This is a genomic window from Phytohabitans rumicis (assembly GCF_011764445.1).
In the GTDB taxonomy this organism is placed as follows: domain Bacteria; phylum Actinomycetota; class Actinomycetes; order Mycobacteriales; family Micromonosporaceae; genus Phytohabitans; species Phytohabitans rumicis.
Window position 1 is genome coordinate 4607213 of record NZ_BLPG01000001.1, and the last position, 20618, is coordinate 4627830.

The 20618-nt window shown below is 72.9% G+C and carries 13 protein-coding genes and 3 pseudogenes; 7 read left to right on the forward strand and 9 right to left on the reverse strand.

Annotated elements, in window-relative coordinates:
• Positions 1-56 precede the first annotated feature (56 nt).
• The 5 genes and pseudogenes from Prum_RS20720 to Prum_RS55880 all read right to left on the reverse strand — a co-directional run.
• A complete protein-coding gene (locus Prum_RS20720) occupies positions 57-1187 on the reverse strand; it encodes a VWA domain-containing protein (protein ID WP_173078044.1) in 1131 nt (376 codons plus the stop codon).
• Complete coding sequence (locus Prum_RS20725; RefSeq protein ID WP_173078045.1) at positions 1180-3354, reverse strand: DUF5682 family protein; 2175 nt, start codon at positions 3352-3354, stop codon at positions 1180-1182. The genes Prum_RS20720 and Prum_RS20725 overlap by 8 nt, the downstream gene beginning before the upstream one ends.
• On the reverse strand, positions 3347-4408 hold the full coding sequence (locus Prum_RS20730) for an ATP-binding protein (protein WP_173078046.1): 1062 nt from the start codon (positions 4406-4408) through the stop codon (positions 3347-3349). Before Prum_RS20730 ends, Prum_RS20725 begins: the two co-directional genes overlap by 8 nt.
• Positions 4405-5925, reverse strand: coding sequence for a DUF5691 domain-containing protein (locus tag Prum_RS51710; RefSeq protein ID WP_443094362.1), 1521 nt, complete (start codon positions 5923-5925; stop codon positions 4405-4407). The genes Prum_RS20730 and Prum_RS51710 overlap by 4 nt, the downstream gene beginning before the upstream one ends.
• A gap of 635 nt (positions 5926-6560) precedes the next feature.
• Positions 6561-7196, reverse strand: a pseudogene (locus Prum_RS55880) (SWIM zinc finger family protein); the annotation flags it as partial.
• A 197-nt stretch (positions 7197-7393) separates the two neighbouring features.
• Here Prum_RS55880 and Prum_RS20740 point away from each other — a divergent pair.
• The 4 genes and pseudogenes from Prum_RS20740 to Prum_RS20755 form a co-directional block, all read left to right on the forward strand.
• Positions 7394-7786, forward strand: a pseudogene (locus tag Prum_RS20740) (DedA family protein); the annotation flags it as partial.
• Between the two features lie 250 nt (positions 7787-8036).
• Positions 8037-10358, forward strand: coding sequence for an endopeptidase La (gene lon / locus Prum_RS20745; protein ID WP_173078047.1), 2322 nt, complete (start codon positions 8037-8039; stop codon positions 10356-10358).
• 309 nt (positions 10359-10667) lie between these two features.
• Positions 10668-11279: a DUF6230 family protein gene (locus Prum_RS20750; RefSeq protein WP_173078048.1), complete on the forward strand. Its 612-nt coding sequence runs from the start codon at positions 10668-10670 to the stop codon at positions 11277-11279.
• Between the two features lie 14 nt (positions 11280-11293).
• Positions 11294-12643: a DUF6114 domain-containing protein gene (locus tag Prum_RS20755; RefSeq protein ID WP_173078049.1), complete on the forward strand. Its 1350-nt coding sequence runs from the start codon at positions 11294-11296 to the stop codon at positions 12641-12643.
• A gap of 79 nt (positions 12644-12722) precedes the next feature.
• Here Prum_RS20755 and Prum_RS20760 read toward each other — a convergent pair whose 3' ends face one another.
• Complete coding sequence (locus tag Prum_RS20760; RefSeq protein WP_173078050.1) at positions 12723-14393, reverse strand: DUF885 domain-containing protein; 1671 nt, start codon at positions 14391-14393, stop codon at positions 12723-12725.
• Positions 14394-14611: 218 nt separating this feature from the next.
• Here Prum_RS20760 and Prum_RS55100 point away from each other — a divergent pair.
• Positions 14612-15039 (forward strand): annotated as a pseudogene (locus Prum_RS55100) (DMT family transporter).
• A complete protein-coding gene (locus tag Prum_RS55105) occupies positions 14994-15476 on the forward strand; it encodes a DMT family transporter (RefSeq protein WP_246278002.1) in 483 nt (160 codons plus the stop codon). The pseudogene Prum_RS55100 and the gene Prum_RS55105 overlap by 46 nt, the downstream one beginning before the upstream one ends.
• Here Prum_RS55105 and Prum_RS20770 read toward each other — a convergent pair.
• Positions 15424-16503 (reverse strand): PHP domain-containing protein, encoded by a 1080-nt coding sequence (locus Prum_RS20770; RefSeq protein ID WP_173078051.1) that lies wholly within the window; start codon positions 16501-16503, stop codon positions 15424-15426. The two genes, Prum_RS55105 and Prum_RS20770, sit on opposite strands and share 53 nt — an antisense overlap.
• 9 nt (positions 16504-16512) lie before the next feature.
• Positions 16513-17355, reverse strand: coding sequence for a hypothetical protein (locus Prum_RS20775; protein ID WP_173078052.1), 843 nt, complete (start codon positions 17353-17355; stop codon positions 16513-16515).
• Between the two features lie 221 nt (positions 17356-17576).
• Here Prum_RS20775 and Prum_RS20780 point away from each other — a divergent pair, with 221 nt between their 5' ends.
• A complete protein-coding gene (locus Prum_RS20780) occupies positions 17577-19421 on the forward strand; it encodes a M48 family metallopeptidase (protein ID WP_173078053.1) in 1845 nt (614 codons plus the stop codon).
• A gap of 46 nt (positions 19422-19467) precedes the next feature.
• Here the strand turns inward: Prum_RS20780 and Prum_RS20785 are convergent, their stop codons facing one another.
• On the reverse strand, positions 19468-20451 hold the full coding sequence (locus Prum_RS20785) for a prephenate dehydrogenase (protein ID WP_173078054.1): 984 nt from the start codon (positions 20449-20451) through the stop codon (positions 19468-19470).
• Positions 20452-20618: the final 167 nt, after the last annotated feature.

Here is a 20618-nt window from a genome sequence, read left to right on the forward strand (position 1 = left end):
CGCCGCGCGAGGGCGCGGGGACGCCGCGCGAGGGCGCGGGGTGGAGAAGTGGGGGGCTAGAGGCGTTCGGCGAAGGCCCGCAGGTCGCGGCGCTCGATGGCGGCGGCCATCAGGTCGGGGAACGCGTCGGGCGTGCAGGCGAACGCGGGCACGCCCAGCGCCGCGAGGGCCGCCGCGTTGTCGTGGTCGTACGACGGGGCGCCCTCGTCCGACAGCGCCAGCAGCACCACCACCTGCACCCCGGACTCGACCAGCGCGGCCACCCGGCGGAGCATCTCGGCCCGGATGCCGCCCTCGTACAGGTCGCTGATCAGCACGAAGATGCTGTCGCGCGGTCGGGTGACCAGCTCCTGGCAGTACGCGATCGCGCGGTTGATGTCGGTGCCACCGCCGAGCTGGGTGCCGAAGAGCACCTCCACCGGATCGTGCAGCTGGTCGGTGAGGTCGACGACGGCGGTGTCGAAGACGACGAGCGAGGTACGCAGGGAGCGCATGGACGCGAGCACGGCGGCGAACACCCCGGAGTAGACGACCGACGCCGCCATCGAGCCGGACTGGTCGACGCACAGGATCACGTCCCGCTGCACCGCGGTCGTACGCCGGCCGTACCCGATGAGGCGCTCGGGCACGACGGTCCGGTAGGCGGGCTGGTAGTGCTTGAGGTTCGCGTGGATCGTCCGCTGCCAGTCGATGTCGCCGTGGCGCGGCCGGTTGACCCGGGTGGCGCGGTTGAGGGCGCCGGTGACCGCGGCCTTGGTCTTGTTGGCGATCCGGCGCTCCAGCTCGTCGACCACCTGGCGGACCACCTGCCGGGCGATGTCCATGGTCTGGTCGGGCATGACCTGGTTGAGCGAGAGCAGCGTGCCGACCAGGTGGACGTCCGGCTCGACGGCGGCGAGCATCTCCGGCTCCAGCAGGAGCGTGGTGAGGTTGAGCCGCTCGATCGCGTCGCTCTGCATGACCTGCACGACGGTGCTGGGGAAGTACTCCCGGATGTCGCCCAGCCAGCGGGCCACCTGTGGGGCGGACGCGCCGAGGCCGGCCGAGCGCTGGCCGCCCTGACCCCCGGTGTCATAGAGCGCCCCGAGCGCCGCGTCCATGGCTGCCTCGGGCCCGGTCAGCTCGCCCAGCGGCTCCTCGGCGGCCCCGCCGAGCGCGAGCCGCCACCTGCGCGCTCTGTCATCCATGATGAATCTCCCGTCCAAGTAGGACAGCCAGCGTGGGCAGGACCGCGGCCGCGCGTTCGTCGTCGAGGGCGAACGCGGCCGGCTCGGCGGCGGTCACCCCGCCGCGCACCCGTTCGCCGATGGATCTCCGTTCGGGCTCGGCGAACGTGCCGAACGTCCGCCGCAGCAAGGGCAGCACGTCGGTGAACGAGTCGGCGGCCACGCCCGCCAGCCACTGGTCCACAAGGGACAGCAACGCGGTGTCGTGCACGAGCAGGAGCCCGCCGCCGGCCAGGAAGCCCTCGATCCAGTGCGCGGCGTCGGACGGCGGCGTGCCGGCGGTGAGCACCAGCCCCATCCGGCGCCGGGTCTCGTCGGCGTCGAGCCGGCCCGCGTCGTACAGCAGGCGGGTCACCCGGCCGGCGATCAACGGGTGGGTCCGGTCCGAGCCGGCGAGCCCACCGAGCGCCTCCAGCCACCGATCGCGCAGCGCGGGGTCGTCGAGCATCGCCAAGGCGGCGTGGACCGCGTCGACCAGGTCGCGCAGGGCGCCCGCCGCCTCGTCGGCGAGGGACGTGACCGCGCCGGGCAGGCCGACGCAGACCCGTACGACGAGCCCGTTGGTCACCTCGACCAGCGAGGTCACATCGGTGCCGCGCACGTCGCCGTAGCGCAGGGTGCGGGCCAGCGGCGGCACGGCGCCCATCAGGTGGGCCACGTCGGCGTCGAGCGCGGCCCGGGTGTCCAGCGCGTGCAGCACCGCCGGGTACGCCTCGGGCAGGTCGGCCAGCAGGCACACCTCCACCAGCGGCGTGACCTCGGCGAGGGTCTCCGCCGCCCGCGCGTCCTCGGTCACCTTGGCGGTCGCGGCGCCGGCCACGGTCGTGCCGTACCCGCCGGCCTCGACCAGGCTGATCGCGAACTCGGGCAGCCAGCGCAGCCGCCACGACTCACGAAATGTGCCCTTGCCGCGGTAGTTGTCGCCCGGCTCGCCCCACGGGACGCGGAGCAGCCGGAGCCGGTGCAGCAGCCGGCTGCGCCCCAGGTCGATCTCGCGGCGCAGGTCGAGGTCGAGCACGCGTTCCAGCGCCTCCGCCTTCAGACGCAGGGTGCGCTGCTGCGCGGCCAGGTCGCGGGCCAGCGGCACGGCCGGCATGTCGTCGGGCACGGCGCCGAGGCGCTCGCTCACCACCAGCCGCCGCCCGATCAGCTCGACGCGCAACTCGTCGCCCTCGCAAAGCACCGCCCGGGTCGCCTCGGTCAGCTCGGCGAGGCCGGCCAGCGGGCGCGCGCGCAGGATGGCGAGCGCCTCGGCCAGCCGTACCGCCTCGATGACGTGCGCCGACGACGTCGGGACGCCCTCGTCGCGCAGCACCCCGGCGGCGGCGACCAGCCAACGGGTCACCACCTCGTCGGGCGTGGTGAAGAGGTGGTGGTACCAGCCGGGGGAGCGCACGCCCGCGCCGTACCCCTGCCACGACGCCAGCCGTCCGTACGTCCACGGCACCCAGGTGAACGTGACCTTGGTCTTCTTGCGCCCCTTGAGCAGCGCGGTGTCGTGGGCCGCGGACACCTTGGCGGTCAGCGCCGGCACGTGCCACGCCCCGCAGACGACGGCCAGATTGGCGTGCGTCTTGCGGACCTCGCGCAGGACGCCGCGCATGTGCGCCTCGCGTACCAGATCGTTTGGATCCTCGGCGGACTCGGCGCGGATGGCCGCCATCGCCTCGCCGATGGCCTCGAAGGCCGGCGCGCCGCGGTGCTCGACCACGTCTTCCCACCAGCGTTCGGGGTCGTCGTAGCCGGCCGCCGCGGCAAGCTCGCCGATCGGGTCGGCCGGCCGCTCCGGCCGGTCCGCGGGCTCGTCCTCGCGCCCCAGCCGATAGGCATAAGGAAGATCAAAAAACCGCACGGGTACGTCGTGCGCGGTCGCCCAGCGGATCGCCTGCCACTCCGGCGAGAACACGGCGAACGGCCAGTACGCGGCCTGGCGTGGATCGTCGGCGACGTAGCCGAGCAGGGCGACCGGCGGGACGAGCCGCTCGTCGGCGACCCACTTGACGAGCGCGTCGGCCTCCGGCGGACCCTCCACGAGGAGGACGTCCGGCCGCTGCTCCGCCAGGGCCGCCACCACGGCTCGGGCCGACCCGGGGCCGTGGTGCCGTACGCCGTAGAACCGCTCAGGCATCGCGGGCGGCTCGGTAGAAGGCGCTCCAGCCGTCCCGCTCGCGCACCACGGTCTCCAGGTATTCCCGCCAGACCACCGCGTCGGTGGTCGGGTCCTTGATCACGGCACCGAGGATGCCGCCCGCCACGTCGCGCGGGCGCAGCGTGCCGTCGCCGAAGTGCGCCGCGAGCGCCCAGCCGTTGGTGATGACGGAGATGGCCTCGGCGGTGGAGAGCGTGCCGGTCGGCGACTTGAGCTTGGTACGACCGTCCTCGGTCAGGCCGGAGCGCAGCTCCCGGAAGACGGTCACCACCCGGCGGATCTCGTCCAGGGCGGGCGGGACCTCGGGCAGCTCCAGCGAGCGGCCGAGCTGAGCCACCCGGCGGGCGACGATGTCGACCTCTTCGTCGGCGGTGGCCGGCACCGGCAGGATGACCGTGTTGAAGCGGCGGCGCAGCGCGCTGGACAGCTCGTTGACACCCCGGTCGCGGTCGTTGGCGGTCGCGATGACGTTGAAGCCCTTGACCGCCTGCACCTCGCCGCCCAGCTCCGGCACCGGCAGAGTCTTTTCCGACAGGATCGTGATCAGCGTGTCCTGGACGTCGGAGGGCATCCGGGTCAGCTCCTCCACCCGGGCGATCGCGCCGGACTCCATCGCCCGCATGACCGGGCTGGCCACGAGCGCGGCGTTCGACGGGCCCTCGGCGAGCAGGCGGGCGTAGTTCCAGCCGTACCGGATGGCCTCCTCGGCGGTGCCGGCGGTGCCCTGGACCAGCAGCGTGGAGTCGCCGGAGATGGCCGCCGCGAGGTGCTCGGAGACCCACGTCTTGGCGGTGCCGGGCACGCCGAGGAGCAGCAGCGCCCGGTCGGTGGCGAGGGTGGCCACCGCGACCTCCATGAGCCGGCGCGGGCCGACGTACTTGGGGCTGACCTTGCCGCCGTCGCCGAGCAGGTAGGTGACCACCGCCTGCGGCGACAGCCGCCAGCCCGGTGGGCGCGGCCGGTCGTCGTCGGCGGCGAGGGCGGCCAACTCGTCGGCGAACTGCTGCTCGGCGTGCGGTCGGATTGCCGTCATCGGAGCTCCTCGTACATCTCGCGGCGGAAGTTCAGGGCAGCGGCCAGTTGCGCGACGACCATGGGCTGCCGGCTGTCGGGGTGGTCTGCGTGCAGCTTCTCGGCGAGGTCGGCGGCTCGGCCGGCGAAGTGCACCGGCATCGACGGCGCGGCGCTGCGGCACAGCTCGCCGATGTGCCACGCGTGCCGTTGCCCGCCGGCGAGCGCCTTGACCGCGTCGAGCACGGCCTCGGCCAGCTCGTCCGGCCAGGCACCGGACTGCATGGCGATCAGCCGGTGCGCCCGGATGGGGTCGCGGCGCAGCGAGCGGGCCGCGTATCGGGCCAGCTCGGCCGGCGGCAGGGCGTCGTAGAGCTGGGCGGCCAGCACCTCGTCGGTGATCTGATCGGCGAGCAGGGTGGCCCAGACCGGATCGCGCTCGGTGGCGGCGGCCCGCGCCAGTCCTCTGTGGATGGTCACGCCCCAGTCGTCGGCCACCGGCAGGGCGAGCACCCGGTCGGCGGGCCGGTCGAACGCGGCCGGCCAGGTGTCCAGCGGTGTACGCGCGAGGATCTCCTCCAGCAGCCACGCCTGCGGTCCGACGCCCTGCGGCGGCCGGGGCTGTACGCCGTCGCGGCGCATGCTCTCGTCGCGCTCGACGGGCGGTGTCACCACGAGCCGGTCCCCCTCCAGCCGTACGCAGGCCAGGGCACGCCCGGCCATCCGCTGGCGCAGCCCCGAGCCGGGGAGCGCCGCGAGCAGGTCGGCCGCGGTGATGCGGACCTCCTTGCGGCGGTCGTCGAGGGCGCGCTCCAGCAGCGGCTCGTCGGCCAGGGACAGGCCGGTCAGCAGCGTGCCGAGCAGGCGGGCGCGGTCTTCCGGATCCTCGCTGTCGAACGTCGTGGTGAGCAGCTCGAGCCCGGCGGCCGGGTCGGTGGCGCGTACGGCGCCGAGGTAGGCGAGCCGCTGGCCCGGCGTACCGGTCGCCCAGTCGGCCGGGTCGGGGTCGGCGGTCGCCTCGGTCAGCAGGTAGCGCCAGTCCGGCCGGCGGGCGGCCAGCCAGGCACCCCGGCGGCCGGCCACGGCGGCGAGGGCGGGTCGCAGGGCGGCGCGCCGCCGGCCGGCGTCCAGCAGGGACGGCAGCAGCTCGGCCGGCACCCGGTAGCCGCGCTCGGCCGCCCGGGTCAGCCAGTCGCCCAGCAGGCCCAGGGCGACCTCGCTGCCGCCCGGCACGCCGCCGTCGGTGAGCAGGAGGGCGAGGCGGTGCGCCGCCGCGACCGGGACCACGAAGGCGCTCTCCTGTGGGGCCGGCTCGATCGGCGCTCGCCCGGTGACGGGCACCACGCCGGCCCGCCGGTACGCCAGCGCGACCGCGGTGCCCTCCAGCAGCGCCGCCGGGCCGCTCCCGTCGAGCCGGAGACCGTCGGTCGCCGTACCGGTGAAGGGGCGGCGCTCGGTGCCGACCAGTGCGGCGGACAGCAGCTCGGCGGGGAGCACCGGACCGCGCCGGTCGCCGCTGGGACCGGGCGGGGCGGCCACGTATCGACCCTCGGGCCAGGCGGCGAGCGGACGGAACCCGGCCGGGCCGTACTCGCCGGCGACCGTGATCGGGCCGCCCCGCTAGCGGCCAGCAGCCACCACGGCTCGTCGTGCCCGGCGGACAGCGGCACCGCGTCGCCGGCCGCGTCGACCAGGTGCCGGTCGTCGGTCGGCGTCACCCCGGCCAGCAGCATCGGCACGCTCTCGCACCATGGCTCGGCGGCCACCGCGGCGGTCCAGCCGGCCAGCGCCTCGCGGATGGCCGGCGCCCCCGCCGGAGCGGTGCCCGGCTGGAGCACCGCGTGCCGGTGCGCGAAGACCGCCCGCATCGGCAGGGCGCCCGGGTACCAGCACAGGTCGGCGTCGATGGCCGTACCCGGGACGGTGTCGGCGGGGAGCGCCTGCCCCGGCGGCGCGAACGCCAGGAGCAGCGCGAACCGCCCCGAGTCGGTGCCGCGCAGCCAGGTGCGCCGGGTGATGAGGCGGTCGTCGGCCAGCTCGACCTGGCCGAGCACGTGCCAGCGGTCGCGCAGCGGTGGGCCGGCCAGGACCTCCTCGGTCGGCACCGGGATGCCGACCCGGGAGCGCACGGTCGCGGCGAGCGGATCGGGCAGCTCGCCAACCCGCCCGTACGCGGCGACGAGCAGGCGGAGCAGCGCCAGCTCGCCCAGTAGCCGGTCGGCCCACTGCGCGCCGACCCCCGCGATCCGCCCCAGCCGCCGTACGGCGTTCGCCGCGCCGGGCGCCTGCGCGTCGACCAGCCGGGCGGCCATCGCCTCGTACGGGCCGTAGCCGGAGCGCTCGGCCCCGGCCAGCCCGTGGGAGATCTGATCCAGGAGCCAGCGGTCCAGCTCCTGCATGCCCGCGGCGACGCGATCGGCGCGCTTGCCGGCGGCCGCCTCGCTGGGCTGGCCCTTCTTGACCGGGGCGCGCCGGGGCTTCGCCGCCCGGGCCGCGTGCCACTCGTCCACCCAGTCGGGCGCCTCCGCCTCCGGGGCGCCGCCGGCCGACCACAGCAGCATCAGGCCGAGCGCGTGCTTGCACGGAAACTTCCGGCTCGGGCAGGAGCACCGGTACGCCGGCTCGCTCAGGTCGACGCACACCTGGTACGGATGCTTGCCACTGCCCCGGCACAGCCCCCAGAGCAGGTCGCCGCCCCACCCGGCCGACTCCCACTTCGTGGCCGCGCTGGCCCCCTGCCCGGCCCGCGCGGAGCTGGCGTCCGGGGCGAGCGCGATCACCTGGGCGGCGCTCCACCGTTCGTTCGGCACCGGAGAAATGTAGTGCCCCCTGTGACATCCATCTCGGTACCCCGAGATCGACTCAGGGGTGATTTAGGGGGGCGTCTCCGTGCCCGCCCCGGATGTCCGCGGGCCGCCGCACCCATAGCGTCGTGTACATGGGTGATTGGCTGGGGTGGATCGGGGAACTGCCGACGGTGGTGTTCACCATCGCGCTGGGCGTGGTCATGGTGCTCGACGCGATCCCGCTGGTGGGCGTGCTGGTGCCCGGTGACGTCGCGGTCCTCGGCGCGCTCGGCGCCCGCGGTGCCGTGGGCGGCGGAAGCGTGCTGCTCGCGGTGGTCGGCGGCTGCCTGGCCGGCTGGTCGCTCACCTTCGCCGTCGGGCGCTACCTCGGCGACCGGGTACGCCACGGCCGGATCGGCCGGTGGATCGGCGAGGGCCGGTGGGCGTCGGCCGAGCGGGCGCTGCGCCTCGAAGGGTCCCGGATGGTGGCGGTCGCCCCTTTCCTGCCCGTGCTTAACGCGCTGGTGCCGCTGGCCGCGGGTGGGCTGCGGATGCCGTATCGCCGCTTCCTGCGCTCGGCCGCCGTGGGAGCGGCCCTCTGGGGCGGCCTGTACGTCGGGCTGGGCCTGCTCGGTCAGGCCGTCGGCGGGGCGTTCGGCGGGACGACCACGACCATGGTGGCGACGATCGCCATCGGCCTGACGTTCGGCTGGGTCGCCCTCTTCGGCGCCCGCCGCCGGCTCGCGGTGGCCGATGCGGCAGCGGACGACGTGGCCGCGGTCACAATCAAGGCACTGACCGGAACAGAGCGCACCGTTCGTAACTTGAGCCGTACAAGCTCAACTCAAGAACGGGGTATCCCCAATGACGACTCTTCCGGTTCTGCCCCTGACCGACGCGGTCCTGCTGCCCGGCATGGTCATCCCGGTAACCCTGGACACGACGACCCAAGCGGCGATCGACGGCGCCCGAACTTCCGCCGGAAAGAGGCTGCTCGCGGTGCCGCGGCTGGACGGCGAGTACGGCTCGGTGGGCACGATCGCGACGATCGAGAAGGTCGGCCGGCTGCCCACGGGCGAACCGGCCGCCGTGATCCGCGGTCTCGCGCGGGCGCGCATCGGCTCTGGCGTACCCGGCCCGGGGGCAGCCCTCTGGGTGGAGGCCGCGGAGTTGCCGGAGGCGCCGCCCACGGGCAAGGCGAAGGAACTGGCCCGCGAGTACAAGGCGTTGGTCAACTCGCTCCTGCAGCGCAGGGGCGCCTGGCAGGTCATCGACGCGGTCGAGCGGATGACCGACCTGTCGGAGCTGGCCGACTCGGCCGGCTACGCCCCCTGGCTCTCCAACGAGCAGAAGGCTGAGCTGCTGGCCGCGATCGACGTCGCGGCCCGCCTGGAGCTGCTGGTCGGCTGGGCGCGCGAGCAGATCGCCGAGCAGGAGGTCACCGAGCGGATCAACGAGGACGTACGCGAAGGGCTGGAGAAGTCGCAGCGCGAGTTCCTGCTGCGCCAGCAGCTCGCCGCGATCCGTAAGGAACTCGGCGAGGACGAGCCGGACGGCTCCGCCGACTACCGCAGCCGGGTCGAGGCCGCCGACCTCCCGGAGAAGGTCCGCGAGGCGGCCCTCGCCGAGGTCAGCAAGCTGGAGCGGGCCAGTGACCAGTCTCCGGAGGCGGGCTGGATCCGCACCTGGCTGGACACCGTGCTCGACATGCCGTGGAACAGCCGTACCGAAGACAACACCGACCTGGCCGCGGCGCGCGAGGTGCTGGACGCCGACCACGCCGGCCTGGCCGACGTGAAGGACCGCATCCTGGAGTACCTCGCGGTGCGCAACCGCCGCGCGACCCGCGGCCTGCACGTGGTCGGCGGCCGTGGCTCCGGTGCGGTGCTGGCCCTGGCCGGCCCGCCCGGCGTCGGCAAGACCAGCCTGGGCGAGTCCGTCGCGCGGGCGCTCGGCCGCAAGTTCGTCCGGGTCTCGCTCGGCGGCATCCGGGACGAGGCGGAGATCCGCGGGCACCGGCGCACCTACGTGGGCGCGCTGCCCGGCCGCATCGTCCGGGCGCTGCGCGAGGCCGGCTCGATGAACCCGGTCGTGCTGCTCGACGAGGTCGACAAGCTGACGGTCGGGTACGCGGGCGACCCCGCCGCCGCGCTGCTGGAGGTGCTGGACCCGGCGCAGAACCACACGTTCCGGGACCACTACCTCGAGGTCGACCTGGACCTGTCCGACGTGCTCTTCCTGGCCACCGCCAACGTGGTGGAGACCATCCCCAGCCCGCTGCTGGACCGGATGGAGCTGGTCACGCTGGACGGCTACACCGAGGACGAGAAGGTCGCGATCGCGCGCGACCACCTGCTGCCGCGGCAGATCGAGCGCGCCGGCCTGACGGCCGACGAGGTCACGATCGACGAGGACGCGCTGCGGGCGATCGCCGCCGAATACACCCGCGAGGCCGGGGTACGCCAGCTGGAGCGCGCGCTCGCGCGGGTGCTGCGGAAGGTGGCGGTCACCCTCGCGTCCGGCGGTGATCCGGTACGCGTCGACGCCGGCAACCTCGCGACGTACCTGGGGCGGCCGCGGTTCACGCCGGAGTCGGCGGAGCGTACGGCGGTGCCGGGCGTGGCGACCGGGCTCGCGGTGACCGGCGCCGGCGGCGAGGTGCTCTTCATCGAGGCGACCGCCATGGAGGGCGAGCCGGGGTTGACCCTGACCGGCCAGCTCGGCGACGTGATGAAGGAGTCGGCGCAGATCGCGCTGTCGTACCTGCGCTCGCACGGGGCCGAACTGGGCATCGACGCGGCCTCGCTGGCCAAGCGCCGGATCCACGTGCACTTCCCGGCCGGGGCGGTGCCGAAGGACGGCCCGAGCGCGGGCATCACGATGGTGACCGCGCTGGCGTCGCTCGCCTCCGGCCGCCCGGTACGCCCGGAGTTCGGCATGACCGGCGAGGTCACGCTGGCCGGACGGGTGCTCCCGATCGGCGGCGTAAAGCAGAAGCTGCTGGCCGCACACCGGGCCGGGCTGACCGAGGTGATCATCCCGGCGCGCAACGAGCCGGACCTCGACGACCTGCCGGAGACGGTGCGGGAGGCGCTCACCATCCACACCCTGGGCGACGTGGCCGACGTACTAGCGCTGGCCCTGCGCTCCGCGGAAGCTCCCGCTCCCGCCCTCGCGGCGGCCTAGCCCGCCGCCCTACCCCGCCGCCCCCGCCCTGATCACTTGGGGCGGGGCGGCGTTATTAAACTGTGACCATTTTCCAAATCGCCTACCGGTGGTTAGCGGTCCTATGCGGTACTGGGCGGTTTTTCCTGATTTACTCCCCATAACCGGCCACATTGCGGTGGTTGGTTGGTGACAAGACGTGTTTCCCCTCGGCACGAGCGTGTTACCGGCTGGTAGCGCGGGCTCTTGTGACAAAGGTCGCTTCGCGGGAACATCAGCTCCGCGCTTGCTACCGGCCGGTAACGGCGCCGTTTCTCGAGGAGGAACTTCGTGAAGGATCCGCAAGGCAACCTGGTGCGCGGGCGTACCAGATGGCGGCGCTTCGCCGCGTTGCTGGTGCCCGCGACCGCGGTCGCCGGCGCCATAGTTTTCGGCATGGCCAACGGCGCGATCGCCGCGTCGTTCGCCGTCTCGGGCCAGACCTTCAAGGTCTCCGCCGACCGGCTCGAGGGTGACGGGTTCACCCAGTACGGCGGCACCGTCACGGAGAAGAAGACCGGCACCTCGCACCCGGTCGCCGTCTCCGGGATCGAGAGCGCCGAGCTGTACAACCTCTGCCAGTCGGTGAAGGTGCCCAACCTGCCCGTCGTGCTGACCATCAACGCCGGCGGCGGCAATAAGCCCGCGACCGCGAAGAACCTTCTCCTCGACGTCGTGAAGCTTGAGGGCGACGCCACCTTCACCAACATCCAGATCGGCCGGGACGCCTCGGACCTCGGCGGCGAGCTGGGCAGCTTCGGGCAGCGGGCGGACCACGTCACGATCACCGGCCTGAAGCAGACGGCCTGGTCCACCACGGCCGGCACGTTCACGCTGACCGGGCTCACGCTCAAGGTCAACGTGGGTGCGGACGCCAAGGAATGCTTCGTCGACACTCCGTAGCTGTGGAGGAGCATGTGACCACCCCGAACTTGTGGGTGCGGGGCTGGCGGGCCTTTCGCGGTTGGCGGCGGTCCCGGCCGTTCTGGGGCGGGTTGTTCACCCTGCTGGCCGGCCTGGAGATCTTCGCCACGACGCAGATGAGCCTTGCTGGCCTCACCTTCCAGATGGGGCCGACCGGCTTCCTGTCCTGGCTGATCCCGACGATCCTGGCGACGTGCGGACTGCTGATGTGGTTCACACCGCAGCACCGCCTCTTCTACGCGATCGTCGCCGCGGTGACGGCGGTCTTCTCGCTCATCGGGGTCAACCTGGGCGGCTTCCTGATCGGGCTGCTCTTCGGCATGGTGGGCAGCGCGCTGGGCTTCGCGTGGGTGCAGGTGCCCTCGACCGAAGGGCCGGCTTCGCCAGCGGAGCCGGAAGGCGCGCAGCCCGAGCCCGACGATGACGCCACTGTGGACGACCTGCTCAGCGGCGAGCAGCCGCCGCGGCACCGGACCCAGCTCTTCGCGGTGACGTTGATCCTGATGAGCGTGGCCGCGGTGGGTGTGGTGACCGCGCCCGGCGCCGGCCCGGCGTACGCGGCGCCGTGCGCGACCACGCCGGCGCCGACCGCGTCCGCGCCGGCCACAACGGCCACGCCCAGCCCGACGCCGGCACCGGCGGAGGGCGAAGACGACGGCAACATCGTCACCGACATCATCGAGGGCATCGGCAGTGTCCTGGACGGCATCGGCGACCTGCTCGGCATCGGCGGAACGGAGGAGTCCGCCGCTGCCGAGCCCACCCCGTCGCCTTCGCCAAGTGCGAGCGCCAGCCCCAGCCCCATCCCCACCAAGAAGCCCTGCGCCCCCGGTACGGGCACCGGCACCGACGAGGACGGCGAGGACGACGAGCCTGCGGTGGTCGCGGCCGCGCAGCTCGACCCGCCGGCCGGCATCCAGCCCATCAGCCGCACACCGTCCCGGATGACCGGGACCAAGCAGACCAACTGGGCCCTGAAGTACGTCGGCGTCACCGCGTTGCCCGTCCGCGGCGGCGGCACGACGGAAGTGCTGTGGTTCGAGATGGGCAAGTCCACCACCGACGACTTCGAGCTGCGCCCCGCGATCCCCGGCGACAAGACCATGTCGCTCAAGAGCAGCGCACTGACCGTCGAGGGCCACGTGCGGTTCTTCACCCCGCGCTTCACCGGCAAGCTGCTCGGCCTACCCCAGGTCTACACGCCAGACTCGCCGCCGCCGCTGATCCCCGGCGTGGAGATCCCGCTGATCCCGATCGTCTTCACCGACATCGACATCCAGCTGGCGTACATCGACTGCGACAAGCTGGGCTCGCCCGACCTGATCAACACGCTGCCCAGCTAACCGAAGACTTCTACTGTTCCCACGCGGCGAACGGGTCGGCGACTGCCGACCCGTTCGCTGTTCGCGCTGAGTGAGGGCTTCAGAGGCGGGCCATCGCCGCCTTGAACGGGTCGAGGCCGAGCGAGCCGAGGTTGAGCGCGTCGCGGTGGAACTCCTTGAGGTCGAAGCTGGCCCCCTTGCGCGCCTTGGCGTCGTCGCGGGCGCCCAGCCAGATCCGCTCGCCCACCTTGTACGCCGGCGCCTGCCCCGGCCAGCCGAGGTAGCGGTTGAGCTCGAAGCGCAGGTTCTCGTCCGGCACCCGGCAGTGCGCGCGCAGGAACTCCCAGCCCAGCTCGGGCGTCCACCGCTCGCCCGGGTGGAAGCCGAACGGGTTGTCGCGCGGGATCTCCAACTCCAGGTGCATGCCGATGTCGACGATCACCCGGGCCGCGCGGAACGCCTGACCGTCGAGCATGCCGAGCTTGTCGCCCGGGTCTTCGAGGTACCCGAGGTCGTCCATCAGGCGCTCGGCGTACAGGGCCCAGCCCTCGCCGTGCCCGGACGACCAGCTCAGCACCCGCTGCCAGCGGTTGAGCAGCTCGGCCCGGACCAGGGTCTGGGCGACCTGCAGGTGGTGCCCCGGCACGCCCTCGTGGTAGACGGTGGTGACCTCCCGCCACGTCGAGAACTCGTTGATGCCCTGCGGCACCGCCCACCACATCCGTCCGGGGCGGCTGAAGTCTTCGCTCGGCGCGGTGTAGTAGATGCCGCCGTCGCTGGTCGGGGCGAGGCAGCACTCGATCCGGCGTACCTGCTCGGGGATGTCGAAGTGGGTGCCGTGCAGGTCGGCGAGCGCCTTGTCGGCCAGCGCCTGCATCCAGTCCCGGAACGCCTCCTTGCCCTGGATCTGCCGGGACGGGTCGGCGTCCAGCGCGGCCACCGCGTCGTCGATCGAGGCCCCCGGGCCGACGACCCTCGCGGCCACCGCGCGCATCTCGGCCTCCAAGCGCGCCAGCTCCGCGAACCCCCACGCGTACGTCTCGTCGAGGTCGATGCGGGCGCCCAGGAAGTACCGGGAGGCGAGCTGGTAGCGGTCGCGCCCGGCGGCCTGCTTCTCGCGGCCGTGCGGGGCGAGGTCGTCACGCAGGAACGCGCCGAATTCGGCGGTCGCGGCGGTGGCCGCGGCGGCGCCCCGCCTGAGCTCGGCGGCGAGCGTGCCGTCGGCCTCCAACTGCTCGACCAGCCCGTGGAAGAAGTTGTCCCCGTCCGGGTCGGTCCAGGTGTCGCACTGCTTGGCGACCTCGATCATCTGGGCGCGGGGGCTCGCATGCCCGGCGTCCGCGGCCGCCAGCAGCGTCACCTTGTACTGGTCGAGCGCGCGCGGAAACTGGCCGAGCCGGGCGGCGATGTTGGCGACGGCCGCCTCGCCCTCGGTGGGCATGAGATCGAAGACCATGCGCAGGCCGTGCAGCGCGCTGGAGATCACGTTGAGCTCGCTGGCGGTCTCGCCCGCGTCGTACCGTTCCAGTTCCAGGCCGAGGCGCTCGGTCATGGCCTCCTTGGCCACCCGTTCCGGCTCGCTCTCGGGCACGGCCGCGGTGAGGTCGGCCAGGGCGCGGCGGCTCAGCTCGGCCTGCGCGGCGAAGCCGTCCGGCGACAGGTCATCGAGGCGGTCGTCGTAGCCGGCGATCCCGGCGAACGTCGCCCCGGTCGGGTTGAGCGCTGCCCAGTCGTCGACGTACCGGTCTGCAAGATCGTTGATTCGTCCCACAGTGCGACCCTACGTGAGGGTCCCAACCACATATCGGTACGGGGTGACGGCCATCACCAGGTCCGAAAAGCGCAGGACTTTTGTCGTACCCCTCGGGCAGAGTGTCAGGAGTGTCCACCGCTACCGCTCCTGACAAGGTCGACCTGCGCGCATTCCTGCCCGGGTTCCTCACGCTGGCGGTGATCTGGGGCGCCAGCTTCCTGTTCATCAAGGTCGGCGTGCGCGAGCTGCACCCGCTCTACCTCACGCTGGGCCGGGTCGGCACCGGGGCGCTCACCCTGCTCGTCGTGCTGGCGGTCACCCGTGACCGGCTGCCCCGCGACCTGAAGGTGTGGGGCACCTGTTCGTCGTCGGGGCGATCGGGGTCGCCCTGCCGTTCACCCTCTTCGGCTTCGGGGAGCAGCGCGTCTCGTCGGTGCTGGCCGGCATCTGGAACGCGACGACCCCGCTGATCGCGCTGCCGATGGCGGTGTTGATCTTCCGTACCGAGCGGCTGACCGTCCGGGGCGCGGCCGGCATCGGGATCGGCTTCGTGGGCGTGCTCACCGTGCTGGGCGTGTGGGTGGGCGTGGGCGGTTCGCACCTCACCGGGCAGCTGATGTGCTTCGGGCAGCGGCCTGCTACGGCGTCGCGATCCCGTACCTGAAGAAGTTTCTCGCGGGCCGCTCGGAGTCGGGCGCCTCGCTCTCGGCGGCCCAGTTGCTGCTGGCCACCGCGCAGCTCGCGGTGCTGAGCCCCCTGCTGGTGGGCGCGCCGCCGGCGCCGACCAGCCTGTCGCTCGACGTGGTCGGCAGCGTGGTGGCGCTCGGCGCGCTCGGCACCGGCCTGGCGTTCGTGATCAACATGCGCAATATCCGGATCGCCGGGGCGACCACCGCGTCGACGGTGACCTACCTGATCCCGATCGCGGCCACCGTGATCGGCGTGCTGGCCCTGGACGAGCACCTGTCGTGGTACCAGCCGGTCGGCGCGCTTGTCGTGCTCGCCGGGGTGGCGGTGTCGCAGGGGCTGATCCGCCGCCGGAGAGCGGTCAGCCGTGCCCCCGAGCCCATTCGACAACCCGCTGAGCAGGCCAGCTATTGACCACGCGGTCGGCCGGTACGCCGCACAGGGCCGCCCGCTCACAGCCGAAGCGCTGCCAGTCGAGCTGACCGGGCGCGTGGGCGTCGGTGTCGATCGTGAAGACGCAGCCGGCCTCCAGGGCTTGGCGCATCAGCCGCTTCGGCGGGTCCTGGCGCTCCGGGCGGGAGTTGATCTCGACGGCCTTGCCGTGCTCGGCGCAGGCTGCGAAGACCGCGTCGGCGTCGAACTGGCTCTCCGGCCGCCCGGACCGGCTCGCCCGGCGGTGACCGCGGTCGCCCTCGCCCTCGGCGCCCTTCGGCCGCTTGGTGACCATGCGGCCGGTGCAGTGGCCGAGGATGTCCAGGTGCGGGTTGGCGATCGCGGCCAGCATCCGCCTGGTCATCTTGGCGCTCTCGTCGCGCAGCCCGCTGTGCACCGACCCGACCACCACGTCCAGCCGGGCGAGCAGCTCGTCCTCCTGGTCCAGTGAGCCGTCGGCGAGGATGTCGACCTCGATCCCGGTGAGGATGCGAAAGCCCGGCGGGAGGGCCTCGTTGACCGCCGCGACGTAGTCGAGCTGGCGGCGCAGCCGGTCGGCGGTCAGCCCGCGGGCCACGGTCAGCGTCGGCGAGTGGTCGGTCAGTACGACGTACTCGTGGCCCAGCTCGACCGCGGCGAGCGCCATCTCCTCGATCGGCGATCCGCCATCGGACCAGTCCGAGTGCATGTGGCAGTCGCCGCGCAGGGCCTCGCGCAGCGCGGTGGCCGCCGCGTCCAGGTCGGTGCCCTCGGTGGCGAGCAGCCGGCGCAGGTAGACCGGCTCCTCACCGGCGAGCGACTCGGCGACGCACCGGGCGGTCACGTCGCCGACGCCGGAGAGCTTGGTCAGCGTGCCGGCCGCCGCGCGGGACGCGATTTCCTCGGCGGGCAGGCCGGCGAGCGTCTTGGCCGCGGAGCGAAACGCGCGTACCCGGTAGGTGGCCTCGTTCGCCCGTTCCAGCAGGAACGCGATGCGCCGCAGGTCGGCGATGGGATCCCGGTCGGTCACACCTGCAACCTACTGTGCCTCGATCCAGGCGTAGAGCGGCTGGCGCAGACTCAGGAAGTAGTCCACCGGGCGGTCGGAGTTGTAGTAGTCCCACGGGTGCTCGGTGATGTAGTCATCGCCGATGATCTGGTAGACGCGGTACGCCGCCTGGTACTGGTCGGACAGGTGCAGGGCGAACGCGAATGAGTTGAACAGCCGCGGCCAGCCCGGACGGCGCTGGAAGGCCGGGTGGAAGACCGACCTTTCCGCCGCGGCCGTCAGCTCGGCGCCCACCTCGGGCTGCTCCATGTACGCGGAGCCGCCGCCGGTCCGCGACAAATCCAGGTATTTCTCGATGTACGCCTCCGCGATGGCACCGTGCAGCGGGCTGCCGGGCGGCGCGTACCGGGAGATCTCCCGGGCGAACGCGAACATCTGGTCGTGGCTGCCGAACCACTTCTCGCACAGGTACTGCTGCATCGCGCCGTGCGCCCACTTGTGCTGCGGGTGCCGCTTGACCACCTCGCTGAAGCGTCGCTGCTGCTCGGCCAGGTCGACCTGGCGCCCGATTCCCGAGTTGAGCAGGAACGCCCGCGCGGTGGTGTCGTACGGGTCGCGGTCGGCGACGTCGTCGAGGCAGTTCTCGGCGAACGTCAGCCGCTTGAAGAACAGGTCGAACTGCTCCTGCTGGGTGTGCTCGGCGTACGCGGAGCCGCGCGCCTCCCAGGCCCAGAAGACCCCGTGCGCGCCCTGGACGAGCAGCGGCAGCGTCGACTGCGGCTCGGCGGCGACCCACTGGCCGATCCATTCCTGTACGCCGGAAACGTCCGCGCAGATCGACACGTAGAAGGCATGGTCGTCACGGTCGGTCACTTTGCTCAAGAAGTCGCGGGCGGTTGGCCAGTCCCGCCGTTCCATCGCGGCGCGTAGATGGCGGGCCCCCGGATCGCCCTGGCATTTGTCGATGACGGGGCCGACCTGCGGCGCAGGCGGGGGTGGCTGCCTTTTATTGAAGAGTCCCATCGCCCGGACACTGTAGACCTCAAGCGTGAACTTCGATACTGTCCGGGCGTTCTACGGGGAGGAAGTTACGCATGGTTGCCGCATTCCGTGCCGGTGCGTCAGTGCTCATGCTCGCCGGCTTCTATGTCGTTGCGCTCGTCCAACTCGCCGCCGCCGTCGCGCTTGGCGTCTGGCTGAGCACCATCATGCCGGGCGGCGTCGCCCTAAAGATCATATTTCCGCTCGTGCTGGCGACCGTGGGCGCCGCGGGCGTCGGACTGTGGAAGGCCATCCGGGCCAAGCCGGAGCCGCCGCAGGGCCTGAACGTCGGGCCGGACCAGGCCCCCGAGCTGTGGCGTACCGTGCACGAGCTGGCCGGCGCGGTGGGCACCCGGGTGCCCGACGAGATCCGGCTCGTGCCCGAGGTCAACGCCGCGGTGCACGAGCAGGCGCACCTGCTCGGCCTGGTCGGCGGGCGCCGCACCCTCTACATCGGACTGCCGCTGCTCCAGGCGTTCACCGTGGACCAGTTGCGCGCCGTGCTCGCCCACGAGCTGGGCCACTACTCGCACTCGCACACCCGGCTGGGCGCGATCGCGTACCGGGGGCGGCTGGCGATCGGCGGCACCATCAACCGGATCGGGCCGTACAACGTCGCCGGCTGGATCTTCAAGGGGTACGCCCGCCTGTACCTGCTCGTCGACAACGCCTCGTCGCGCCGGCAGGAGCTGGAGGCCGACCAGGCGGCGGTGCGCGTCGCCGGCCGGGCAGCGGCGGCCGGCGCGCTGCGCGAGCTGCCGGTGCTGGACGCCGCGTGGGGCTTCTACTTCAGCCGGTACGTCGAGCCGGGCTGGGAGCACGGGTACGTGCCCGACGACGTGTTCGGCGGGTTCGCGGAGCTGATCGCCGCCCGCAAGCAGGAGCTGGACGAGCTGCGCGGCCAGGAGCCGCCGGACGAGGGTTCGGTGTGGGACACGCACCCGCCGATCGGTGAGCGGATTTCCGCGATCGCGGTCACGCCGGACGTACCCCGGGCGCCGGACGGGCGGCGGGCCGGCGTGCTGGTCCCCGACCTGACGAACGCCGGCCGGGCGATGCAGCGCCAGATGATCGACGTCGGCCAGCGCCAGGTGCTGCCGTGGAACTACTTCACCGCGGCCACCGCCACGGCCGAGCTGCAGCGCGACGCGGACGCCGTGTTTCGCGCCATCGGGCGGGCGATCGGCGCCCCGCAGGTTGGCCTCGCCACGATCCTGGACCTGGTCGCCGCCAACCGGCTCGGGCACGCGGCCGAGAGCCTCTTCCCGAACGCCACCCGCCGCGAGGTGCCGCAGCGGTTCACCGACGCGATGGGCATGCTGATCGGCCTGGCCGCGGTGCGTTCGGGCGTCGGCTACTGGCAGCACTCCTGGTCGCAGCCGGCGCGACTGGTGGGGCGGGACGGGCAGCCACTGCCGACGGCGGAGATCGCCGCGCGCGCGGTGTGGCCGCAGACCGTCGGCGAGGCCCGCGGCTGGCTGGCTCACCTCGGCGTCGACCCGGCCCACGCCGTACTCGTGGAGCAGCGGGCGACCGCCACCGGTGCCGGCGTGATGGCGGCACTGTCCAATGTGAAGCTCGACGGCGTGGAGCACGACCTGCTGGTGCTGGACAAAGGGCTGGTCTTCGTCGGCAACCCCGGCAAGGCCGACAAGGGCAAGCAGCGCTTGCACGAGCTGGTCGGGTCCGCCCCGGTCGAGCAGATCGCCGCGCAGCACCGCTTCCTGCCGTACGAGGAGATCACGGCGGTGACGTTCACGAAGCGGGTGCCGCTGCGGGCCGACATCGGGCTGCACGGCGGGCAGACCATCGCCCTGCACGAGACCTGGGGCAGCGAGCTGATCGCCAAGGACAGCCGCGACCTGCTCGAATCGGTCCTCAAGCAGGCATCCTCGTGATCAAGGCGTCCTTCAAGTCGCTATAGAGACTTGAAGGACGCCTTGATCACAGGTGTTCGTGGGGGCGGACCGCCGTTACGGTGCGGCGGTCGCCGGCGACCGCGGTGACCCAGCCGCCGGCGCGGCCCAGGCGCAGCAGGGCGTCCGGGCGGGCGGGCAGCTCCAGCGTCGTACCCGGGCTGGGTGGCCAGGTGGTGCGGGCCGTCCAGCCCGGCGTGAGCCAGGCGCTGAGCTCCGCGATCGGGTCCTTGCCGTCCAGCGCGGCGCGCGCCTGCGCCAGGGCGTCCAGCACCGCGTCGAGCGCGGGCGCCACCGCCGCGGCGTTGCCGCCGCACATGGCCGCGGTGAGCTGCGGCCGGCTGGCCGCGACCCGCGTGCCGTCGCGGAACGACCCGGCGGCCAGCGCCGCCGCGAGCGGATCGGTCGCCGCGGTCGCGAGTGCGGCGGCCAGCAGATGAGGTACGTGGCTGACGGCCGCCACCGCTTGGTCGTGCTCGGCGGCGGTGGTCGGCACGACGCGCGCGCCCATCCCGGTGTACAGCACGGCGAGTTGCAGCCAGTCGGCGAGCTGGGTGGTCTGCGGCTCCAGGCAGAGCACCCAGGCGCAGCCGGTGAAGAGGTCGGCGTCGGCGGCGTCGAAGCCGGACCGCTCCCGGCCGGCCATCGGGTGCCCGCCGACGAACCCGGCCAGCCGCGGCAGCCGGTGCGTGACCAGGTCCTGGACCGGCCCCTTCACCGAGGTCACGTCGGTGACCAGGCCGGAGTAGCCGGCGCCGCCCAGCTCGATGAGCACGCCCTCGACCGCGGGCAGCGGCACGGCGACCACCACCAGCTCGGCGCTGGCCACGGCGTCCCGTACCGTCGCGGTGACCTGCCACCGGCCGCTGACCGGCGCCTTCGCGGCCGCGGTCCGTGCGGTGGCCCGGGTGGCGGGGTCGGCGTCGTAGCCGAGCACCCGATGGCCGGCCGCGGCGAGCGCGCGCAGCGTCGAGCCGCCGATGAGTCCCAACCCGATCACCGCGATGTCCACGCGGGTGACTTAAGCACAAGTCCGGTCCACGCGGTAAACGAACAGTTAGCGTAATTGTATGATTTATCGGGCTTGCGTCGTCGGGCTTGTTTCCGCGCTTCTCGCGGCGGCGCCCGCCCAGGCGGCGGTCGTGTCACCCACTCCCGACGCCGCGCCCACCTTCAACG

Coding starts and splice junctions, on each gene's coding strand:
- Prum_RS20720 (WP_173078044.1), bottom strand. CDS start 1,187: ATGGATGACAGAGCGCGCAGGTGGCGGCTCGCGCTCGGCGGGGCCGCC.
- Prum_RS20725 (WP_173078045.1), bottom strand. CDS start 3,354: ATGCCTGAGCGGTTCTACGGCGTACGGCACCACGGCCCCGGGTCGGCC.
- Prum_RS20730 (WP_173078046.1), bottom strand. CDS start 4,408: ATGACGGCAATCCGACCGCACGCCGAGCAGCAGTTCGCCGACGAGTTG.
- lon (WP_173078047.1), top strand. CDS start 8,037: ATGACGACTCTTCCGGTTCTGCCCCTGACCGACGCGGTCCTGCTGCCC.
- Prum_RS20780 (WP_173078053.1), top strand. CDS start 17,577: ATGGTTGCCGCATTCCGTGCCGGTGCGTCAGTGCTCATGCTCGCCGGC.